Origin of the sequence: Klebsiella sp. CN_Kp073 (assembly GCF_040065495.2) — a bacterium.
Lineage (GTDB): Bacteria > Pseudomonadota > Gammaproteobacteria > Enterobacterales > Enterobacteriaceae > Klebsiella > Klebsiella aerogenes.
The window spans coordinates 1124295-1142118 of the sequence record NZ_CM198051.1 but is presented as its reverse complement, the minus strand read 5'-3'; the positions used below and the strand labels follow the sequence as shown (position 1 = coordinate 1142118).

Sequence of the window (17824 nt, the reverse complement as noted above, 5' to 3'; positions counted from 1 at the left end):
TCTCAGGCTCCTCGCGAAATCACAATCACCACCAGTACCGCCAGCTCGATCAGCGCCACGCCGCGCAGCAAGGCGGGCGCAGCGGCGTTCTGCCAGCCGGGCACCAGCCGTACCGGATTCAACCAGTGACGCAGCTTCAGCAGCGGCGCAAAGGCTTCTTTCACCGGCATGGCGAAGCCGTGGGCGGTGACCACCATCGATTGTTCATGATCGTAGCCGCAGACCCACGCCGCGCCGCGTGAGCGCGCCGGCAGGCGGTCGCCTTTGAAGAAGATCATCAGCAGGAACGGCAGCAGCGGACAGGCAATCAGCAGAATGGCGATCAGCGGCTGCGATACGACGCTAGTGGCCTGCGCCGGAACCGGAATGACGTGGCCGACCAGCGGCAACAGCCACGGCGCCGCCACGCCGCCGATGACGCAGCACGCGGCGGCCAGCACCACGCTTAAGGTCATCAGCCAGGGCGCGCAGGTGGCGTTTTCCGCCTCTTGACTGCGCGGCGCGCCAAGGAAGGTGACACCGTAGACTTTGGCCATACACATCACCGCCAGCGCCCCGGTAATCGCCAGGCCAACCGCCAGTAGCGGCCCCAGCAGACGGCCGATAAACACCTCGCCGGTGCTCAGCTTGAAGAAGGATTGATAGATAACCCATTCGCCGGCAAAGCCGTTCAGCGGCGGCAGCGCGGCCATCGCCATCAGCCCCACCAGCATGGCGAGTGAAATCAGCGGCATTTTTTTACCGATGCCGCCCAGCTTCTCGATATCGCGATGCCCGGTACGGAACCACACCGCCCCCGCGCCAAGGAACAGCGTGGTTTTGAACAGGCTGTGGTTGATCAGGTGGTACATGCCGCCGATAAAGCCCAGCACCATCAGCGCATTGTTGCCGGTGGCAATACCGGTGACGAAGGCGCCGAGGCCAAGCAGAATAATGCCGATGTTTTCCAGAGTGTGGTAAGCCAGCAGGCGCTGGATGTTATGTTCCATCAGCGCGTACAGCCCGCCAATAAAGGCGGTAATCATCCCCAACACCAGCAGCAGCACGCCCCACCACAGCGGCGGCACGCTACCTGCCAGCGACACGGTCAGGATGCCGTACAGACCGACCTTCATCACCACCGTTGAAAACAGCGCGGCGGCCGGGGCGCTGGCGCCCGCATGCGCCTGCGGCGCCCAGCCGTGCAGCGGGATCACCCCGGCGAGCAGGGCAAAACCGAGCAGACCCGGCAGCCACAGCGCCATGTTCTGCGGCGCGCCGGCGGCCAGCTGGCTAATCGCCGCCAGATCGAGAGTGCCGTAGAACGACCACACCAGCCAGCAGGTCCACGCCAGCAGTAGGGTACCGAGACGCCCCAGCGCAAACCACAGTTTGCCGGACTGCGCGCAACCGGTGAGAAACGCGGCGCACAGCGCCATGATTTCCGCCATCACCACCAGGCTGCCGAAGTTAGTCACCACCACCGCGCAGGTGGCGGCAGCCAGCAGCAGGTTAACCAGCAGGCCATTCGATTTGACCTGCGGATGACGATGCCAGGAAATGTTAAACAGCGAAATCGGCAGCGCCGACAGGCCGATGGCCAACAGCCACAGAGCGTTAATCCCGCCCACCCGCATCGCCAGATGCAGATACTGCAGCATGCCGCCGTTGATCCGCTCCGGCGCGATCAGCGCCGAGAAACCGGCGACGATTAACATCGCGCTGGCGACCGCGCCGCCGATCCCGGCAATCGCGCCGCTCAGCGGTTTACGCAGACTAAACAAAAACGCCAGCACCGCGCTGGCGGCATACCAGGCAACCGCCTGATTCACTAATGCAACCACGCTCATTTCACGCCCCCTTGTTGCGCCTGAAACAGCGACAAATCGCCGAGGTCGGTATTAAAGGTCAGTTCGCGCTTACGCTTGCTGGACTTAGCAATATCGCGAATATCCACCAGCAGTAAGGCTTTGGTCGGGCAGGTCCGCACGCAGGCCGGGCCCTGCTCATCAAAGTGGCAGAGGTCGCATTTCACGGCGATAGCGCGAACGCCAGGCACCCAGTCGAGCAGCGAGCTGACGCGGGCCGGAGCCGGCGGCGCGGCGGGCGCCATCGGCGTGTTAGCGTTGGCGGGAATATCCAACGGGCGGCTGCCGGAGAATTCAATCGCGCCGAACGGGCAGGCGATGCCGCACAGTTTGCAGCTCACGCACAGGCTTTCATTGAGCTGTACCGCGCCGTCAACGCGAGTAATGGCGTTGACCGGGCACACCGCGGCGCAGGGCGCGTCTTCACAGTGGTGGCACATCTGCGGCGCAGACTCTTTTTCATTACGCATGACCTGCAGGCGCGGCATACTTTGCAGGCCATACTGGCGGTGCGTCTCGGAACAGGCGGCTTCGCAGGTGCGGCAGCCAATACAGACGCTGGAATCAGCAATTACAAAACGGTTCACCGGGTCATCCTCGGGTGAAAGTCACTTTTGACGAAATCAGGCCGCGCAGGTGTCGGTTTCGACACTTGTCGACACTTCACAATTAATGGACCTGCGCCAGATGGCTTAAATCCACCGGCTGGTCGCGCTCCATGGCCTCATACAGACGGTCATAGACGGTGGCGATGATCGCCAGGTAGTGTTCCAGCACCGCTTCGCGGGAACGGTTACTGATGCGACCGTCAATTACGCCTTCCGCATCCAGCGTCGCCTGGGCGATCAGCCGTTTGTCATCGCCATTTTTGCTTTCTACGTAGTATTCGATGGTGTGGCTGTTAAAGCCTTCCGCCAGCGCGACATATACCTGAAAGTGGCCGAACAGCACGAAGCACAGCTCTTTGTCCGGCGCGCAGCTCATCGCGTGATGCAGACGCGCTTTCGACAGGGTGATGCCCTGAACCAGCGAGTTGCAGTAGGTGTGCCACTGCTCCTGATGCTGGCGGTGACGATCGGCGATGTAGTCCGCCTTTTCACTTAATTCCCAAATTGTCATCCCGGATCCTCCCGTTACATGAGATGCACCGGTTAAGCATTTTCCATGCCAATATTTATTTATTTGAATTTAAATGAATTATTAAAAACTCGCGCGCCATCACGACATGTCGATGACAGCCGCACGTCGTCGTCATCGACAGTTCCCCCACCGTTTATGGTCTCCTGGCATCGTTATTGCATATAGCCGCCATAGTATTAACGGAGGCCAACATGCACGAAATCACGCTAAGCCAGCGGGCGCTGGAAATTATTGAGCAACAGGCGCGGCAAAACGGCGCGCGCCGGGTCACCGGCGTGTGGCTGAAGGTCGGCGCGTTTTCCTGCGTGGAGGCCAGCGCCCTCACCTTCTGTTTTGAACTGGTGTGCCGCGGCACGCTGGCGGAAGGCTGCGCGTTGCACATTGCCGAACAACAGGCCGAATGCTGGTGTGAACGCTGTCAGCAGTATGTGCATCTTGTCTCTCAGCACGTCCGCCGCTGCCCGCACTGCGATAACGGCCAGTTGCAGATCGTGGCGGATGATGGCTTACAGATTCAGCGTTTAGAATTGGAGTAAAAGATTATGTGTACGACATGCGGCTGCGGAGAAGGCAACCTTTATATCGAAGGCGATGAACATAACCCGCACTCGGCGTTTCGCAGCGCCCCCTTCGCCCCCGCCCCGCGCCAGACCATGACCATCACCGGCGTGAAAATCGATAACTTTGCCCCGACCCGCAGCGCGCAAGGCGATCTGCATTACGGCCACGGCGAAGCGGGTACCCACGCGCCGGGGCAAAGCCAGCGGCGGATGCTGGAAGTCGAAATCGACGTGCTGGATAAAAACAATCGCCTGGCGGCGCGCAACCGCGCGCGCTTCGCGGCGAACAATCAACTGGTGCTGAATCTGGTCTCCAGCCCCGGCTCCGGTAAAACCACCCTGCTCACCGAAACCCTGACGCGCCTGAAAGGCATCGTCGACTGCGCGGTCATTGAAGGCGATCAGCAGACGGTCAACGATGCCGCGCGTATCCGCGCCACCGGCACGCCGGCGATTCAGGTCAATACCGGCAAGGGCTGCCATCTCGATGCGCAAATGATTGCCGACGCCTCTGCGCGTCTGCCGGCTGGCGATAACGGCATTCTGTTTATCGAAAACGTCGGCAACCTGGTCTGCCCGGCCAGCTTCGACCTTGGCGAACGTCATAAAGTGGCGGTGCTGTCGGTCACCGAAGGGGAAGATAAACCGCTGAAGTATCCGCATATGTTTGCCGCCGCCAGCCTGATGCTGCTCAACAAAGTCGACCTGCTGCCGTACCTCAACTTTGACGTCGAGAAGTGCCTCGCCTGCGCGCGGGAAGTGAATCCGCATATCGAGATTATTTTGCTCTCCGCCACCAGTGGCGAAGGCATGGACCAGTGGCTCAACTGGCTGGAGACGCAGCGATGTGCATAGGCATTCCGGGGCAAATTCGCACGATTGACGGCGTGATGGCGAAGGTTGAAGTGTGTGGCATTCAGCGCGAAGTCGATCTGACGCTGGTCGGCGCCGTCGACGAACAGGGCCAGCCGCGCATCGGCCAGTGGGTGCTGGTACACGTCGGGTTCGCCATGAGCGTGATTAACGAAGCCGAAGCGCGCGATACCCTCGAGGCGCTGCAAAACATGTTCGAGGTTGAACCGGACGTCGGCGCGCTGCTGTACGGCGAGGAGCGATAATGCGTTTTGTTGATGAATACCGCGCGCCGGAGCAGGTGCTGCAGCTGGTCGAACATCTGCAGCAGCGCGCCCGGCTGCTGGACTATAGTGAAGCCCGCCCGCTACGGATGATGGAGGTCTGCGGCGGTCATACTCACGCCATCTTTAAATTCGGCCTCGACCAGCTATTACCGAAGAATATTGAATTTATTCACGGCCCCGGCTGCCCGGTGTGCGTCCTGCCGATGGGCCGCATTGACGCGTGTATCGAGATAGCCAGCCGCCCAGAGGTGATTTTCTGCACCTTTGGCGATGCGATGCGCGTGCCGGGAAAAAACGGGTCGCTGCTGCAGGCGAAGAGTCGCGGCGCCGATGTGCGAATCGTTTACTCGCCGATGGACGCCCTGCGGCTGGCGCAGCAGAATCCGCAGCGCGAGGTGGTTTTTTTTGGTCTCGGTTTCGAAACCACCATGCCCGCCACCGCACTGACGCTGCGTCAGGCCCGCGAGCGCAACGTCGACAACTTCTACTTTTTCTGTCAGCACATCACCTTGCTGCCGACGCTGCGCAGCCTGCTGGACCAGCCGGACAACGGTATCGATGCGTTTCTCGCCCCCGGCCACGTCAGTATGGTGATTGGCACCGACGCCTACGGTTTCATCGCCAGCGACTATCATCGGCCATTAGTCGTTGCTGGATTTGAACCACTTGATCTACTGCAAGGCGTGATCATGCTGGTTGAGCAGAAAATAGCGCAGCGCAGTCAGGTAGAGAATCAGTACCGTCGCGTGGTGCCGGATGCCGGTAACGCGCTGGCGCAGGCGGCAATCGCCGAGGTCTTTTGCCTGAGCGGCGATAGCGAATGGCGCGGCCTGGGGACGATCAACGATTCCGGCGTTTGCCTGACGCCAGATTATCAACGCTTTGACGCCGAGGCCCATTTCCGCCCGGCGCCGCAGCGCGTTTGCGACGACCCGCGCGCCCGCTGCGGTGAAGTGCTGACCGGGCGTTGTAAACCACACCAGTGCCCGCTGTTTGGTCGCGTCTGCAACCCGCAGAGCGCCTTTGGCGCGCTGATGGTCTCCTCAGAGGGCGCCTGCGCCGCCTGGTATCAATATCGCAGTCAGGAAAATAAAGCATGAAAAGCATTCAGTTAGCTCACGGTAGCGGCGGTCAGGCGATGCAGCAACTCATTGGCGAGCTGTTTATGCAGGCCTTCGCCAACCCCTGGCTGGCCGAACAGGAAGATCAGGCGCGTTTAGATCTCGCCGGGCTTGCCGCCCAGGGCGATCGGCTGGCCTTCTCAACGGACAGCTACGTCATTGATCCGTTATTTTTCCCCGGCGGCGATATCGGCAAACTGGCAATTTGCGGCACCGCCAACGACGTGGCGGTCAGCGGCGCCGTGCCACGCTATCTCTCCTGCGGGTTTATTCTCGAAGAGGGGCTGGAGATGGCGACGCTGGAAGCGGTGGTGCGCAGCATGGCAACTACCGCTCAGCAAGCAGGGATTGCCATTGTGACCGGCGATACCAAAGTGGTGCCGCGCGGCGCGGCAGATAAAATATTCATCAATACCGCCGGTATTGGCGCCATCCCCGGCGATATTCACTGGGGAGCGCAGCAGATTAGCGCCGGCGATGTGCTGCTGGTCAGCGGCACGCTCGGCGATCACGGCGCCACCATTCTTAACCTGCGCGAACAGCTGGGGCTGGACGGCGCATTATCCAGCGACTGCGCGGTGCTGACGCCGCTTATCCAGACCCTGCGCGAGATTCCGGGCATCAAAGCGCTGCGCGACGCCACCCGCGGCGGCGTCAATGCGGTGGCGCACGAGTTTGCCGCCGCCAGCGGCTGCGGTATCGAACTGCATGAAGCGAAGCTGCCGGTCAACGATACGGTGCGCGGCGTCTGCGAACTGCTGGGGCTCGACGCCCTGAATTTCGCCAACGAAGGTAAACTGGTGATTGCCGTCGCCAGAGAAGCCGCGCCGCGCGTACTTGAGCATTTACGGTCTCACCCGCTCGGGCAGAATGCCGCGATAATTGGTGACGTTGTCGAGCGCGCCGGCGTGCGCTCTGTCGGGTTATATGGCGTTAAACGTACGCTCGATCTTCCCCACGCCGAGCCGCTGCCAAGAATTTGCTAACCACTGAACCGGCCCGGAGGGCGGCAGCCGCCTTATCCTGGCGACTTCAAAGCGGCAACAATTGTTTTATTAACAGACTATTATTTGATTCATCTCTTTATTCTGCGCCGCGCTGCGGCGCTTTTTGGACTTAAGCAATGTCGTATACACCAATGGGCGATCTCGGGCAGCAGGGTCTGTTTGATATCACCCGTATTTTATTACAGCAGCCCGATCTGGCCGCGCTGAGCGAAACGCTAACCCGTCTGGTGCAGCAATCCGCGCTTGCCGACCGGGCGGCGATTATCTTGTGGAACCACGGCAACCATCGCGCCGCCAGGTACGCCTGCGACGACGCCGGGCAGCCGGCAAGCTACGAAGATGAAACCGTACTGGCGCACGGCCCGGTACGCCGCCTGCTGTCGCGCCCCGACGCGCTACATTGCGACAACGCGACCTTCGCCGAAACCTGGCCGCAGCTGGCCGCCAGCGGCATTTACCCGGAATTCGGCTACTACTGCCTGCTGCCGCTGGCGGCAGAAGGCCGCATCTTCGGCGGTTGTGAGTTCATCCGCGACGACAACCGGCCATGGAGCGAAAAAGAGTCCCAGCGCCTGCATACTTTCGCGCAGATTGTCGCCGTCGTCACCGAGCAGATCCAAAACCGGGTCAGCAACAACGTCGATTACGACCTGCTGTGCCACGAGCGCGATAACTTCCGCATCCTGGTGGCCATCACCAACGCCGTCCTGTCGCGCCTCGATATTGACGAGCTGGTCAGCGAGGTGGCGAAAGAGATCCACCGCTATTTCCGCATCGACGCGATCAGCGTGGTGCTGCGCAGCAACCGCAAAGGCAAGCTCAATATCTACTCCACCCACTATCTCGACGCCAGCCATCCGGTCCACGACCAAAGCGAAGTCGATGAAGCCGGCACGCTAACCGAGCGGGTGTTTAAGAGCAAAGAGATGCTGTTGCTCAATCTGCATGAGCACGACTCGCTGGCGCCGTATGAGAAAATGCTCTTCGAGATGTGGGATAACCAGATCCAGACCCTATGCCTGTTGCCGCTCATGTCCGGTAATACGCTGCTCGGGGTGCTGAAGCTGGCGCAGTGCGATGAGCAGGTGTTTACCACTACTAACCTTAAACTGCTGCGGCAAATCGCCGAGCGCGTATCGATAGCTATCGATAATGCCCTCGCCTATCGCGAAATCCAGCGGCTGAAAGAACGGCTGGTGGATGAAAACCTGGCGCTCACCGAACAGCTCAACAACGTCGAAAGCGAGTTTGGCGAAATCATCGGTCGCAGCGAAGCGATGCACAGCGTGCTCAAGCAGGTGGAGATGGTGGCGCAGAGCGACAGTACGGTGCTGATCCTCGGTGAAACCGGCACCGGTAAGGAGTTGATTGCCCGCGCTATTCATAACCTGAGCGGACGCAACGGCCGACGGATGGTGAAAATGAACTGCGCGGCGATGCCCGCGGGCCTGCTGGAAAGCGATCTTTTCGGCCACGAGCGCGGCGCTTTTACCGGCGCCAGCGCCCAGCGCATCGGCCGCTTCGAACTGGCGGACAAAAGCTCGCTGTTCCTCGATGAAGTCGGCGATATGCCGCTGGAGCTGCAGCCGAAGCTGCTGCGCGTTCTTCAGGAGCAGGAATTCGAACGCCTGGGCAGTAATAAACTGATTCAGACCGATGTACGGCTGATCGCCGCCACCAACCGCGATCTCAAACAGATGGTTATCGATCGTGAATTCCGCAGCGATCTTTACTATCGGCTCAATGTGTTCCCGATCCACCTGCCGCCGCTGCGCGAACGGCCGGACGATATTCCGCTGCTGGTGAAAGCGTTCACCTTCAAAATCGCCCGCCGTCTGGGGCGCAACATCGACAGTATTCCGGCGGAGACCCTGCGCACGCTTTCGCGCATGGAGTGGCCAGGCAACGTGCGCGAGCTGGAAAACGTCGTCGAGCGCGCGGTGTTGTTAACCCGCGGCAACGTACTGCAACTGTCGCTGCCGGAAATGCATATTGAACAGGAGACGCTGGCGCCGGAAGTGCTGCCGGAGGAAGGCGAAGATGAATATCAGCTGATCGTCCGGGTATTGAAAGAGAGTAACGGCGTGGTGGCCGGGCCAAAAGGCGCCGCCCAGCGCCTGGGGCTCAAGCGCACGACGCTGCTGTCGCGCATGAAGCGTTTAGGCATTAATAAGGATCGATTAGTCTAGCCCGGCGATATGTCTCTCATGGCGGAGGGATTTTCCCGGAGGCGGCGCATTGCGCCTTCTCCGGGCTACCAAATCGCACAGGACCGTCGGTCGGATAAGCGTAGCGCCATCCGACAAAATAACGGCACAACCGCTTGCGCTCTCCCCGGTGGCGCTTACGCTTACCGGGGCTACCAAATCGCGCATGGACCGTAGGTCGGATAAGCGTAGCGCCATCCGACAAAATAACGCAGCGACCCATCGAATACCGGACCGAACCCGGATTACCCCTCCCAGCCAAATCCTTCTCAACCTAATCATTACCCCAACATCTAAATAAGAATTATTTTCATTTATAAATAGCTTGTGCTATATAACATAGCAAAGGCTATAAACGATGATTAATTAATCGCAATACCGTGAGGGATCCTATGCCGCATCTGCCGCCATTCAAGCACCTGTTGTTCTCCGCCGCATTAGCGCTGCTTGCTATCGCCCCCGCTCAGGCGCAAGAAAAATTCAAAGTCATTACCACCTTCACCGTGATCGCCGATATGGCGCAGAACGTCGCCGGCGACGCCGCTGACGTCAGCTCAATCACCAAACCGGGCGCGGAAATTCACGAATATCAGCCGACGCCGGGCGACATCAAACGCGCGCAGGGGGCGAAGCTTATTCTCGCCAACGGTCTCAACCTCGAACTGTGGTTCGCCCGTTTTTATCAGCACCTGAACGGCGTACCGGAAGTCGTGGTCAGCAACGGTATTCAGCCGATGGGCATCAGCGATGGCCCCTACAACGGCAAGCCCAACCCGCACGCCTGGATGTCGGCGGATAATGCGCTGATCTACGTCGATAATATTCGCGATGCGCTGGTGAAATACGATCCCGTCAATGCCGACACCTATCGCCGTAACGCCGAGGCCTACAAAGATAAAATCCGCCAGACCATGGCGCCGCTGAAGGCCGAACTGGCGAAACTGCCGGCGGACAAACGCTGGCTGGTCACCAGCGAAGGCGCATTCTCCTATCTGGCGCGCGATAACGGCCTGCAGGAGCGTTATCTGTGGCCGATTAACGCCGACCAGCAGGGCACGCCGCAGCAGGTGCGCAAAACCATCGACACCATGAAGAAGGAGCATATCCCGACCATCTTCAGTGAAAGCACCATCTCCGACAAACCGGCGCGACAGGTCGCCCGTGAAGCCGGCGCCCACTATGGCGGCGTACTGTATGTTGACTCGCTGAGCGCCGCCGACGGCCCGGTGCCGACCTATCTTGACCTGCTGCGCGTCACCACCGAAACCATCGTCAAAGGGATCAACGATGGCCTGAGGAAACAGTCATGATTGCGCCACAAGCGGGACTTATCGTCGACCAGGTCACGGTGACCTATCGCAACGGCCACACCGCCCTTCGCGATGCAACGTTCAGCGTACCGCGCGGATCGATTGCCGCGCTGGTGGGGGTCAACGGTTCCGGTAAATCGACGTTGTTCAAAGCGCTGATGGGCTTCGTGCGCGTCGGCCACGGCGATATCGCCATTCTCGGCCAGCCGGTCAACCGCGCGCTCCGGCAAAACCTTGTCGCCTACGTACCACAATCGGAAGAGGTGGACTGGTCCTTTCCTGTGCTGGTGGAAGATGTAGTAATGATGGGCCGCTATGGTCATATGGGCTGGCTGCGGCGGGCGAAGCCCCGCGACCGGCAGATTGTCGATGCCGCGCTGGCCCGCGTAGGGATGAGCGAATACCGCAAAAGACAAATTGGTGAGCTCTCCGGCGGGCAGAAAAAGCGCGTGTTTCTCGCCCGCGCCATTGCTCAGGAAGGCAAAGTGATCCTGCTCGATGAGCCGTTTACCGGCGTCGATGTGCAGACTGAAGCGCGGATCATCACCCTGCTGCGAGAACTGCGCGACGAAGGCTGTACCATGCTGGTCTCTACCCATAACCTCGGTTCAGTCAGCGAATTTTGCGATTACACGGTGATGGTGAAAGGCACCGTACTGGCCAGCGGTCCGACGGAGACCACCTTCACCGCCGAGAACCTGGAGCTGGCCTTCAGCGGCGTGTTGCGTCACGTCACACTCACCGGTGCGGAAGAACGCATTATTACCGACGATGAGCGGCCGTTTATCAGCCATCGCGCGGCGGGGGGCCAACGATGAGCTGGCTGCTGGAGCCGTTTGGCTATCAATACATGCTCAACGCGATGTGGGTCTCGGCATTAGTCGGCGGCGTCTGCGCCTTTCTCTCCTGCTACCTGATGCTCAAAGGCTGGTCGCTGATTGGCGACGCCCTCTCCCACTCGATCGTTCCCGGCGTCGCCGGCGCTTATATGCTCGGCCTGCCCTTTGCGCTCGGCGCGTTTCTCTCCGGCGGCCTGGCGGCAGGCAGCATGCTGTTTCTTAACCAGCGTTCGCGGCTTAAAGAGGACGCCATCATCGGGCTGATTTTCTCATCGTTTTTCGGCATCGGCCTGTTTATGGTGTCGCTGAATCCGACCTCGGTGAACATTCAAACCATTATTCTCGGCAACATTCTCGCCATCGCTCCGGAAGATATTATCCAGCTGGCGGCGATTGGCTTTATTTCGATGGCGATCCTGTTGCTGAAGTGGAAAGACCTGATGGTCACCTTCTTCGATGAGAACCATGCCCGCTCAATTGGCCTTAACACCAGCGGCCTGAAGCTGCTGTTCTTCACTCTGTTGGCTGCCTGCACCGTGGCGGCGCTGCAAACCGTCGGCGCGTTTCTGGTCATCTGTCTGGTCGTGACGCCCGGCGCCACCGCCTGGCTGTTAACCGACCGCTTCCCGCGTCTGCTGGCCATTGCCGTCGCTATCGGCAGCCTGACCAGCTTCTTCGGCGCGTGGCTGAGCTACTATCTTGATGGTGCCACCGGCGGCATCATCGTGGTGGCGCAGACGCTGCTGTTCTTAGCCACCTTTGTCTTCGCGCCGAAGCACGGCCTGCTGGCCAACCGCCGCCGCGCCAGGGAGGCCTCATGCTAACGATGCTCCTTGAACCATTACAGTTTCCGTTTATGGTCAACGCGATGCTGGTGGCGACGATCGTCGCCGTCCCCTGCGCACTGCTGTCGGTATTTCTGGTGTTAAAAGGCTGGGCGCTGATGGGTGATGCCATGAGCCACGCGGTGTTCCCCGGCGTGGTGGTGGCCTACATTATCGGCATCCCCTTCGCCATCGGCGCGTTTATTGCCGGCTTATTTTGCGCCGTCGCCACCGGTTTTCTCGACGATAACAGCCGCATCAAGCGCGATACCATTATGGGGATCGTCTTCTCGGGGATGTTCGGCGCCGGGCTGGTGCTGTACGTGGCGATTCAATCCGAGGTCCATCTCGACCATATTCTGTTTGGCGATATGCTGGGAATATCCGCCAGCGATATCGGGCAAACGGCGGTGATTGCGCTGGCGATTGCGCTGATTATCGGGCTAAAGTGGCGCGATTTTTTACTGCACGCTTTTGATCCGAATCAGGCCAAAGCCAGCGGCCTGCGCTGCGGGCTGCTGCATTATGGCCTGCTGTGCATGATCGCCCTGACTATCGTCGCGACGTTAAAGTCGGTGGGGATTATTCTGTCGATTTCGCTGCTGATAGCGCCCGGCGCTATCGCTCTGCTGCTGACGCGGCGCTTTGTCAGCGCATTATTGCTGGCAACGGTAATCGCCGTGGGCTGTTCGCTGGCGGGCGTCTGGCTGTCGTTTTATCTCGATAGCGCGCCGGCGCCAACCATCGTGGTGCTGTTTACCGCGCTGTTCGTGCTGGCCTTTGTCGCCAGCACGATCCGTGACGGTCAGAAACAGAAGGCGTCAGCAACGCTCTCCGGTAGCGGCTAACGCCAGCATGAATGCCAGGAGCTGTAGCCCTGCTAAACGCAGCGCGAGCAGGGAGAATTGTCGGATGGCGCTACGCTTATCCGGCCTACAGTCCGTGCGGCTTGCCTTTAATTTATTCACCATGCTGACCGAAACTGCCGGTGTTGGCGATCTCAAAACCCCCGGTGGCGCTGCCGCTTACCGGGGCTACAGCGCTGTGCGATTTGGTAGCCCGGAGAAGGCGCAACGCGCCGCGTCCGGGAAAACCCCTTAAAAAAGTTGCCAACCGATAACAGTATCTACGCTCCTTCAACCGCGATCCCCGGTAGCGGCGAAGCGCAGCGCAAGCCGGGGAAAGGCCGCTATTTTTTCGGCCGGTATTTTTCCGGCAGCTCCGGCACCGGCCGCCTGTCGTCAATCAGGTGACGAATGGTCAGAATCGGATGCCGCCAGAGCATCCGCGGCCCGGCCCAGCGCATGATCTGCTTCATCTCTTCCCGCTTCGCCGGTTGATAGCAGTGTACCGGACACTGTTTACAGGCCGGCTTCTCTTCGCCAAATACGCACTTATCCAGGCGCTTATCGGCGTAGGTATTGAGCGCCTGGTAATGTTCATCCTCGTCAAGGGCGTCCGGGCAGCGGCGTTGATACAGCCGAATCATACAGCTGATAGTCTTTTTTTCACGTTCGATGCGCTTACCCATGCCACAGCCTCAAGTTAATAAGACGCATTCATTATACACCTTTGTATCTATCAGGGCATCTCACTGCTTCAGATGCTGAATTAGCTGCAGCGCGGCTCCGGATAACACGCCAAAATGGCTCCAGGCATAGAAATCTCTGACAAACACGCTGCCTTCCGCTTCCAGCGGGCGCAACAATCCAAGCTTCTCTTCCAGTCGATAGACGGGGGCGGGCATTGACGTTAAAAGATCGCTCTCAGCGATAAAGGATTTTATCGCCGCGGATGAAGCGCACTCGATAATCGGAACCGGACAGGGCAGCTGATGCGAGCGAAAAATATCTTCGAGGATAAGCATCGGCGTGCTTAACGGCGGCGGCATGATCCACGGATAATCCAGCATCGCTGCAAGCGACAGGCGCTTGTCTTTTTGCAACGGATGGTCTGGCCTTGAAATGATACAAATACGGTCCTGCCAGTTAATTTTTCCGCGAACCACGATTTTATCGTCGTGGGGCAAGGGCCCGCAAAGGGCGATATCTATTTCATGCATCAGCAGCAGTTTAAATAACTCTGAGTCAATGCGGTCGAAGATTTTGATATGTATCCGGGGATGGCTTTTATGAAAGGCGGCTAATTTATCAATAAAGTGGCTGGTTAACAGGCTGGATACGCAGCCGATTCTCAAAATCCCCTTGCCCGCTCCGCGGATCAGCGCCATCTCCTCTCTGGCCTTGTTCTCCGTGTTCAACATTGTCATGGCATAGGGTAAAAACGCGCTGCCATACTCGCTTAACGCCATTCCATGCTTGTGCCGTTCAAATAAGGTGGCATTCAGATCCTCTTCCAGGGACAGCAACAATCGGCTGAGTCCGGATTGCGTAATCCCCATTTTCTCCGCTGCCAGGGTCATATTCCCTTCTCTGGCGACGGTCAGAAAGGCTTGTATCTGTTTAATTTTCATAGCCATGACAATTACTCATTGAACGGATTGTTTTTACATTTCCCCCTCGCTTCTTTTTGCGTCAAAAATGCAGTAATCAAGGAAAATCAATATTGCAACAGCGGCGAATTTCCAGGGGGGAATCATTCTCAATATTTATAGTTCAACACTCTGTCTCTAACAATAATTTATAATGAGAATACATCACTATGACACAGAACAACATTCTATTAATTCTTGGCGCTATATTACCCGTTATCATTACCGTTCTCATTGGCTATATCAGCGGTAAACGTAAAGACTTCAATTGGCAACAGGCTGGTGATATTAATAAAATTGTAATGCTGTATGCTTTACCACTGAGTATTTTCAGTAATATGGTCATGACGCCGCGGCATATCGTGATGAGCATGGGCCCTGTCGCCATCGCCATTATCCTTGCGCTAATTCTGAGTTTTGTTATTCCTTTAGTTATTGCCCGTTATATCGGCAAACGCTCCCTGGCGCTCAGTACTTTACAGGCTCTGGCCATCGGCTCGCCGGCCGTTCCCTTCATTGGCACCTCGGTACTGGCTTTTTTATTCGGCACCGTCAGCGCCTCATTAATTACTGTTTCCAGTATTACGCAAAATGTCTTCCAGCTTCCGCTGGTGATGATTCTGATGTCCGTTGCAACGGGGGATAAAAGCCAGAATATCTCTTTTACCACGCGGGTCATCAACGCCATCAAGCAGCCGGTGGTATGGTCGCCGGTTGTCGCGCTGATATTAGTATTAATGGATATTCATATTCCTGAAACCGTATCAATGTCGCTAGGCCTGCTGGGTAAGGCCTCCGGCGGACTGGCGCTGTTTGCCGCAGGCATCGTGCTTTATACTCGCAGCATTGTCATCACCTCAGCCACCATTATTACCGTCATCGCTCGTAATATTCTGGTGCCCGGCGCCTGCTATCTCATTTTGTTAAAAATGGGTTTCAGCATGGAGCAAATAAAACAAGTGGTATTAACGATGGCGATTCCTGTGGGTTCGATCGCCATTATTATCGCCATGCAATATAAGTCCGGCGAGCAAGAAATGGCCTCGACCATGGCGCTAAGTATTATTACTTCCATCATTACGATGGGCGCATTTATTTTCCTGACCTTTTAATCACGGCGATAACATCGCGTTAATCCGGAGAGAATATGACTTCTATCACTGTATCGGCCGCTGAATTATTACTGCACCGGCTTCAGGCCCTCGACGTGGCCTATATTTTTATTAATTCGGGTACCGATTATCCCTCGGTTATTGAAGCGTGGGCCAAAATGCGCGCCACGGGACAACAGGTACCGGAGCTGGTGATATGTCCCCACGAGAACGCCGCCATCGGCATGGCCCACGGCTATTATCTCGGGAGCGGGAAAGTGCAGGCCGTCATGGTTCACACCAACGTAGGCCTGGCCAATGCCGCCTGCGGCGTCATCAATCTGGCCAACAGCAATATTCCGGTGCTGATTTTTGGCGGACGCACGCCGATTAGCGAGCATTCACACTTTGGTTGTCGCAACACGCCGATTGGCTACGGCCAGGAGATGCGCGATCAGGCGGCGCTCATTCGTGAGTCGGTGAAATGGGACTTCGAATTACGCATTGCCGATCAGGTCGGCGAGCATGTTGACAGAGCATGGGCGATAGCCCGTTCATTGCCAAAGGGGCCGGTGTATTTGAGCCTGCCCCGCGAGCCGCTATGCGAAACCTTCACCATCGATGAACAAGCGCTTTATGCCTCCCCCACCCAGCAGCCGGTCCGCTATGCGCCAACGCAGGCGGATATTGCCAGCGCCGCCGATGCGATAGCCAATGCCAGACAGCCGGTCATCTTCGCCCAGCGCGGCGCAAGAACGGCTGGAGGCTTTGCGCGGCTCAATACCCTGGTTAAGGAGTGGGCTATTCCGGTGGTGGAATACTGGGGTACTGAAGTCACCCTTAGCAGCGACAATCCTATGCTGGCCGGCAGCGATCCCAAAGGCTGGCTTTCCGCCGCCGACGTCATCATCATTATCGACTCACAGGCCCCGTGGATCATCGAAGAAAGCCGCTGCAACGAAAGCTGTAAGGTGATCCAGATCGGCCCCGACCCGCTTTTTTCCCGCTACCCCGTCCGCGGCTATCGCGCCGATATCAATCTGGCCGGAGAAACCGACGAGGTATTCGAACTTTTACAAGAGGCGCTCCAGCCGCTTGTGGCGGCGAAGCAACAGCAGGTGGCTGAACGTGAAAAGCATGTGCTTAGCCTGATACAACACGCGAAGGACCAACGTGAAGCCCTCCTCCACGCCGGCCAAAAAGGAGCGATTGGCAAACCCTGGCTGAGCTACTGTCTGGGTCAGCTTGCCAACCAACATCAGGGGAAGATCGTCTCCGAACTGACAACAATGCCGCAGTTTGCCGGCCTGATTCAGGCGGACAGTTATTACCAGGAAGCGCTGGCGGGCGGTCTGGGTGAAGCGTTGCCCATCGCCTTAGGGCTGCAGCTCGCCCGACGGGATGAGCTTATCATCGCCGCCGTAGGCGACGGCTCCTATCTCTTTGCCAATCCGGCGGTATGCCACCACATCGCGGAAGTGATGAAGCTCCCCGTACTGGTGGTGGTCGGCAACAATGGCGGCTGGGGAGCGGTGGCGGGCGGCACCAAAGCGCTCTATCCCGACGGCTATGCCGCCAAAATGGAAGCTATTCCGGCCACCGCGTTCTCGTCGTCGCCAGATTTCGCCGCCCTCGCCGCCTCCAGCCGCGCGGCTGCGCTGACGGTTTCGTTGGCGGAAGATCTCCCCGACGTACTGGAAGAGGCGGTATCCATTATCCGCACCCGCCGACAAAGCGTGCTGGTCAACGTTGAGCTAGGACGTTAATCACAGCCAGCCGTTTTAGACCTGCTTCCCGGCATTATCCACGTGCCCCAGCGCTTTTTCCGGGAAGCAGACGTCCCTCACCCGCCGTTTCAGCTCGGCAGCGTCCGGGAAACCGCCGTCCCGTTTGCGCTCCCAGATAAGCGCCTCATCGACGCTCACCGTAAAAATGCCGCCGGTACCGGGCACCAGCGTGACCGAAGCGATATCGGTACTAAAGGTATGCAGCAGCTCCTGGGCCATCCAGCTGGCGCGCAGCATCCAGTTGCATTGGGAACAGTAGGTTATGGTAACCGCCGCTTTATGAGTCATGTTGTGTTGCTCCCGTCCGAAGGAATGTAAACAAAATGCAGAATATACCCGTCAGACTGCAAGTTGCATGTGCGTTGGCTTCCTCGCTCACCCCAGTCACTTATTTGAGTAAGCTCCAGGGGATTCTCTGCGTCGCCGCCTGCCTGCAACTCGAATTATTTAGGGTATAGGTA

At 58.2% G+C, this 17824-nt stretch carries 18 protein-coding genes; 12 read left to right on the top strand and 6 right to left on the bottom strand.

Annotated features, from left to right (window positions below; translation table 11 throughout):
• Nucleotides 1-2: 2 nt before the first annotated feature.
• The 3 genes from hycC to hycA all read right to left on the bottom strand — a co-directional run bounded on the left by hycC (nt 3) and on the right by hycA (nt 2966).
• Nucleotides 3-1829 (bottom strand): formate hydrogenlyase subunit 3, encoded by a 1827-nt coding sequence (gene hycC / locus ABLV66_RS05515; protein WP_348876972.1) that lies wholly within the window; start codon nt 1827-1829, stop codon nt 3-5.
• On the bottom strand, nt 1826-2434 hold the full coding sequence (locus ABLV66_RS05510; protein ID WP_047044110.1) for a 4Fe-4S dicluster domain-containing protein: 609 nt from the start codon (nt 2432-2434) through the stop codon (nt 1826-1828). Before ABLV66_RS05510 ends, hycC begins: the two co-directional genes overlap by 4 nt.
• 82 nt (nt 2435-2516) lie before the next feature.
• Nucleotides 2517-2966 (bottom strand): formate hydrogenlyase regulator HycA, encoded by a 450-nt coding sequence (gene hycA, locus ABLV66_RS05505; protein WP_015370024.1) that lies wholly within the window; start codon nt 2964-2966, stop codon nt 2517-2519.
• Between the two features lie 212 nt (nt 2967-3178).
• Between hycA and hypA the strand changes: the two genes are divergently transcribed.
• The 10 genes from hypA to ABLV66_RS05455 all read left to right on the top strand — a co-directional run bounded on the left by hypA (nt 3179) and on the right by ABLV66_RS05455 (nt 12842).
• Nucleotides 3179-3523, top strand: coding sequence for a hydrogenase maturation nickel metallochaperone HypA (gene hypA / locus ABLV66_RS05500; protein WP_315711300.1), 345 nt, complete (start codon nt 3179-3181; stop codon nt 3521-3523).
• A gap of 6 nt (nt 3524-3529) precedes the next feature.
• Complete coding sequence (gene hypB, locus ABLV66_RS05495) at nt 3530-4402, top strand: hydrogenase nickel incorporation protein HypB (RefSeq protein ID WP_063416270.1); 873 nt, start codon at nt 3530-3532, stop codon at nt 4400-4402.
• Entirely contained in the window at nt 4393-4665 is a 273-nt protein-coding gene (locus ABLV66_RS05490; RefSeq protein WP_015703264.1) for a HypC/HybG/HupF family hydrogenase formation chaperone, read from the top strand. Before hypB ends, ABLV66_RS05490 begins: the two co-directional genes overlap by 10 nt.
• Nucleotides 4665-5786 carry a hydrogenase formation protein HypD gene (gene hypD / locus ABLV66_RS05485; RefSeq protein ID WP_047044106.1) on the top strand — a complete coding sequence of 374 codons (1122 nt, stop codon included), beginning with the start codon at nt 4665-4667 and terminating at the stop codon, nt 5784-5786. Before ABLV66_RS05490 ends, hypD begins: the two co-directional genes overlap by 1 nt.
• Complete coding sequence (hypE, locus tag ABLV66_RS05480; protein WP_047067151.1) at nt 5783-6793, top strand: hydrogenase expression/formation protein HypE; 1011 nt, start codon at nt 5783-5785, stop codon at nt 6791-6793. The genes hypD and hypE overlap by 4 nt, the downstream gene beginning before the upstream one ends.
• 137 nt (nt 6794-6930) lie before the next feature.
• A complete protein-coding gene (gene flhA, locus ABLV66_RS05475; protein ID WP_063416275.1) occupies nt 6931-9003 on the top strand; it encodes a formate hydrogenlyase transcriptional activator FlhA in 2073 nt (690 codons plus the stop codon).
• Nucleotides 9004-9413: 410 nt separating this feature from the next.
• Nucleotides 9414-10331 carry a metal ABC transporter substrate-binding protein gene (locus tag ABLV66_RS05470; RefSeq protein ID WP_045395373.1) on the top strand — a complete coding sequence of 306 codons (918 nt, stop codon included), beginning with the start codon at nt 9414-9416 and terminating at the stop codon, nt 10329-10331.
• Nucleotides 10328-11149 carry a manganese/iron ABC transporter ATP-binding protein gene (locus ABLV66_RS05465; RefSeq protein WP_047044102.1) on the top strand — a complete coding sequence of 274 codons (822 nt, stop codon included), beginning with the start codon at nt 10328-10330 and terminating at the stop codon, nt 11147-11149. The genes ABLV66_RS05470 and ABLV66_RS05465 overlap by 4 nt, the downstream gene beginning before the upstream one ends.
• Nucleotides 11146-11994, top strand: coding sequence for an iron/manganese ABC transporter permease subunit SitC (sitC, locus tag ABLV66_RS05460; protein ID WP_015370015.1), 849 nt, complete (start codon nt 11146-11148; stop codon nt 11992-11994). The genes ABLV66_RS05465 and sitC overlap by 4 nt, the downstream gene beginning before the upstream one ends.
• On the top strand, nt 11988-12842 hold the full coding sequence (locus ABLV66_RS05455; RefSeq protein ID WP_045395370.1) for a metal ABC transporter permease: 855 nt from the start codon (nt 11988-11990) through the stop codon (nt 12840-12842). Before sitC ends, ABLV66_RS05455 begins: the two co-directional genes overlap by 7 nt.
• 341 nt (nt 12843-13183) lie before the next feature.
• Here ABLV66_RS05455 and ABLV66_RS05450 read toward each other — a convergent pair whose 3' ends face one another.
• Together ABLV66_RS05450 and ABLV66_RS05445 are read right to left on the bottom strand one after the other, a co-directional pair.
• Nucleotides 13184-13525 (bottom strand): nitrous oxide-stimulated promoter family protein, encoded by a 342-nt coding sequence (locus tag ABLV66_RS05450; RefSeq protein WP_047044316.1) that lies wholly within the window; start codon nt 13523-13525, stop codon nt 13184-13186.
• 60 nt (nt 13526-13585) lie between these two features.
• A complete protein-coding gene (locus tag ABLV66_RS05445; protein ID WP_047044314.1) occupies nt 13586-14473 on the bottom strand; it encodes a LysR family transcriptional regulator in 888 nt (295 codons plus the stop codon).
• Nucleotides 14474-14655: 182 nt separating this feature from the next.
• On the opposite strand from ABLV66_RS05445, the gene ABLV66_RS05440 reads away from it, so the two are divergent.
• On the top strand, nt 14656-15597 hold the full coding sequence (locus tag ABLV66_RS05440; RefSeq protein WP_289578207.1) for an AEC family transporter: 942 nt from the start codon (nt 14656-14658) through the stop codon (nt 15595-15597).
• Between the two features lie 35 nt (nt 15598-15632).
• On the top strand, nt 15633-17342 hold the full coding sequence (locus ABLV66_RS05435) for a thiamine pyrophosphate-requiring protein (RefSeq protein WP_348876973.1): 1710 nt from the start codon (nt 15633-15635) through the stop codon (nt 17340-17342).
• 15 nt (nt 17343-17357) lie between these two features.
• On the opposite strand, the gene ABLV66_RS05430 is transcribed toward ABLV66_RS05435, so the two are convergent.
• Nucleotides 17358-17651 carry an Rdx family protein gene (locus ABLV66_RS05430; protein WP_047067069.1) on the bottom strand — a complete coding sequence of 98 codons (294 nt, stop codon included), beginning with the start codon at nt 17649-17651 and terminating at the stop codon, nt 17358-17360.
• Between the last annotated feature and the right edge of the window lie 173 nt (nt 17652-17824).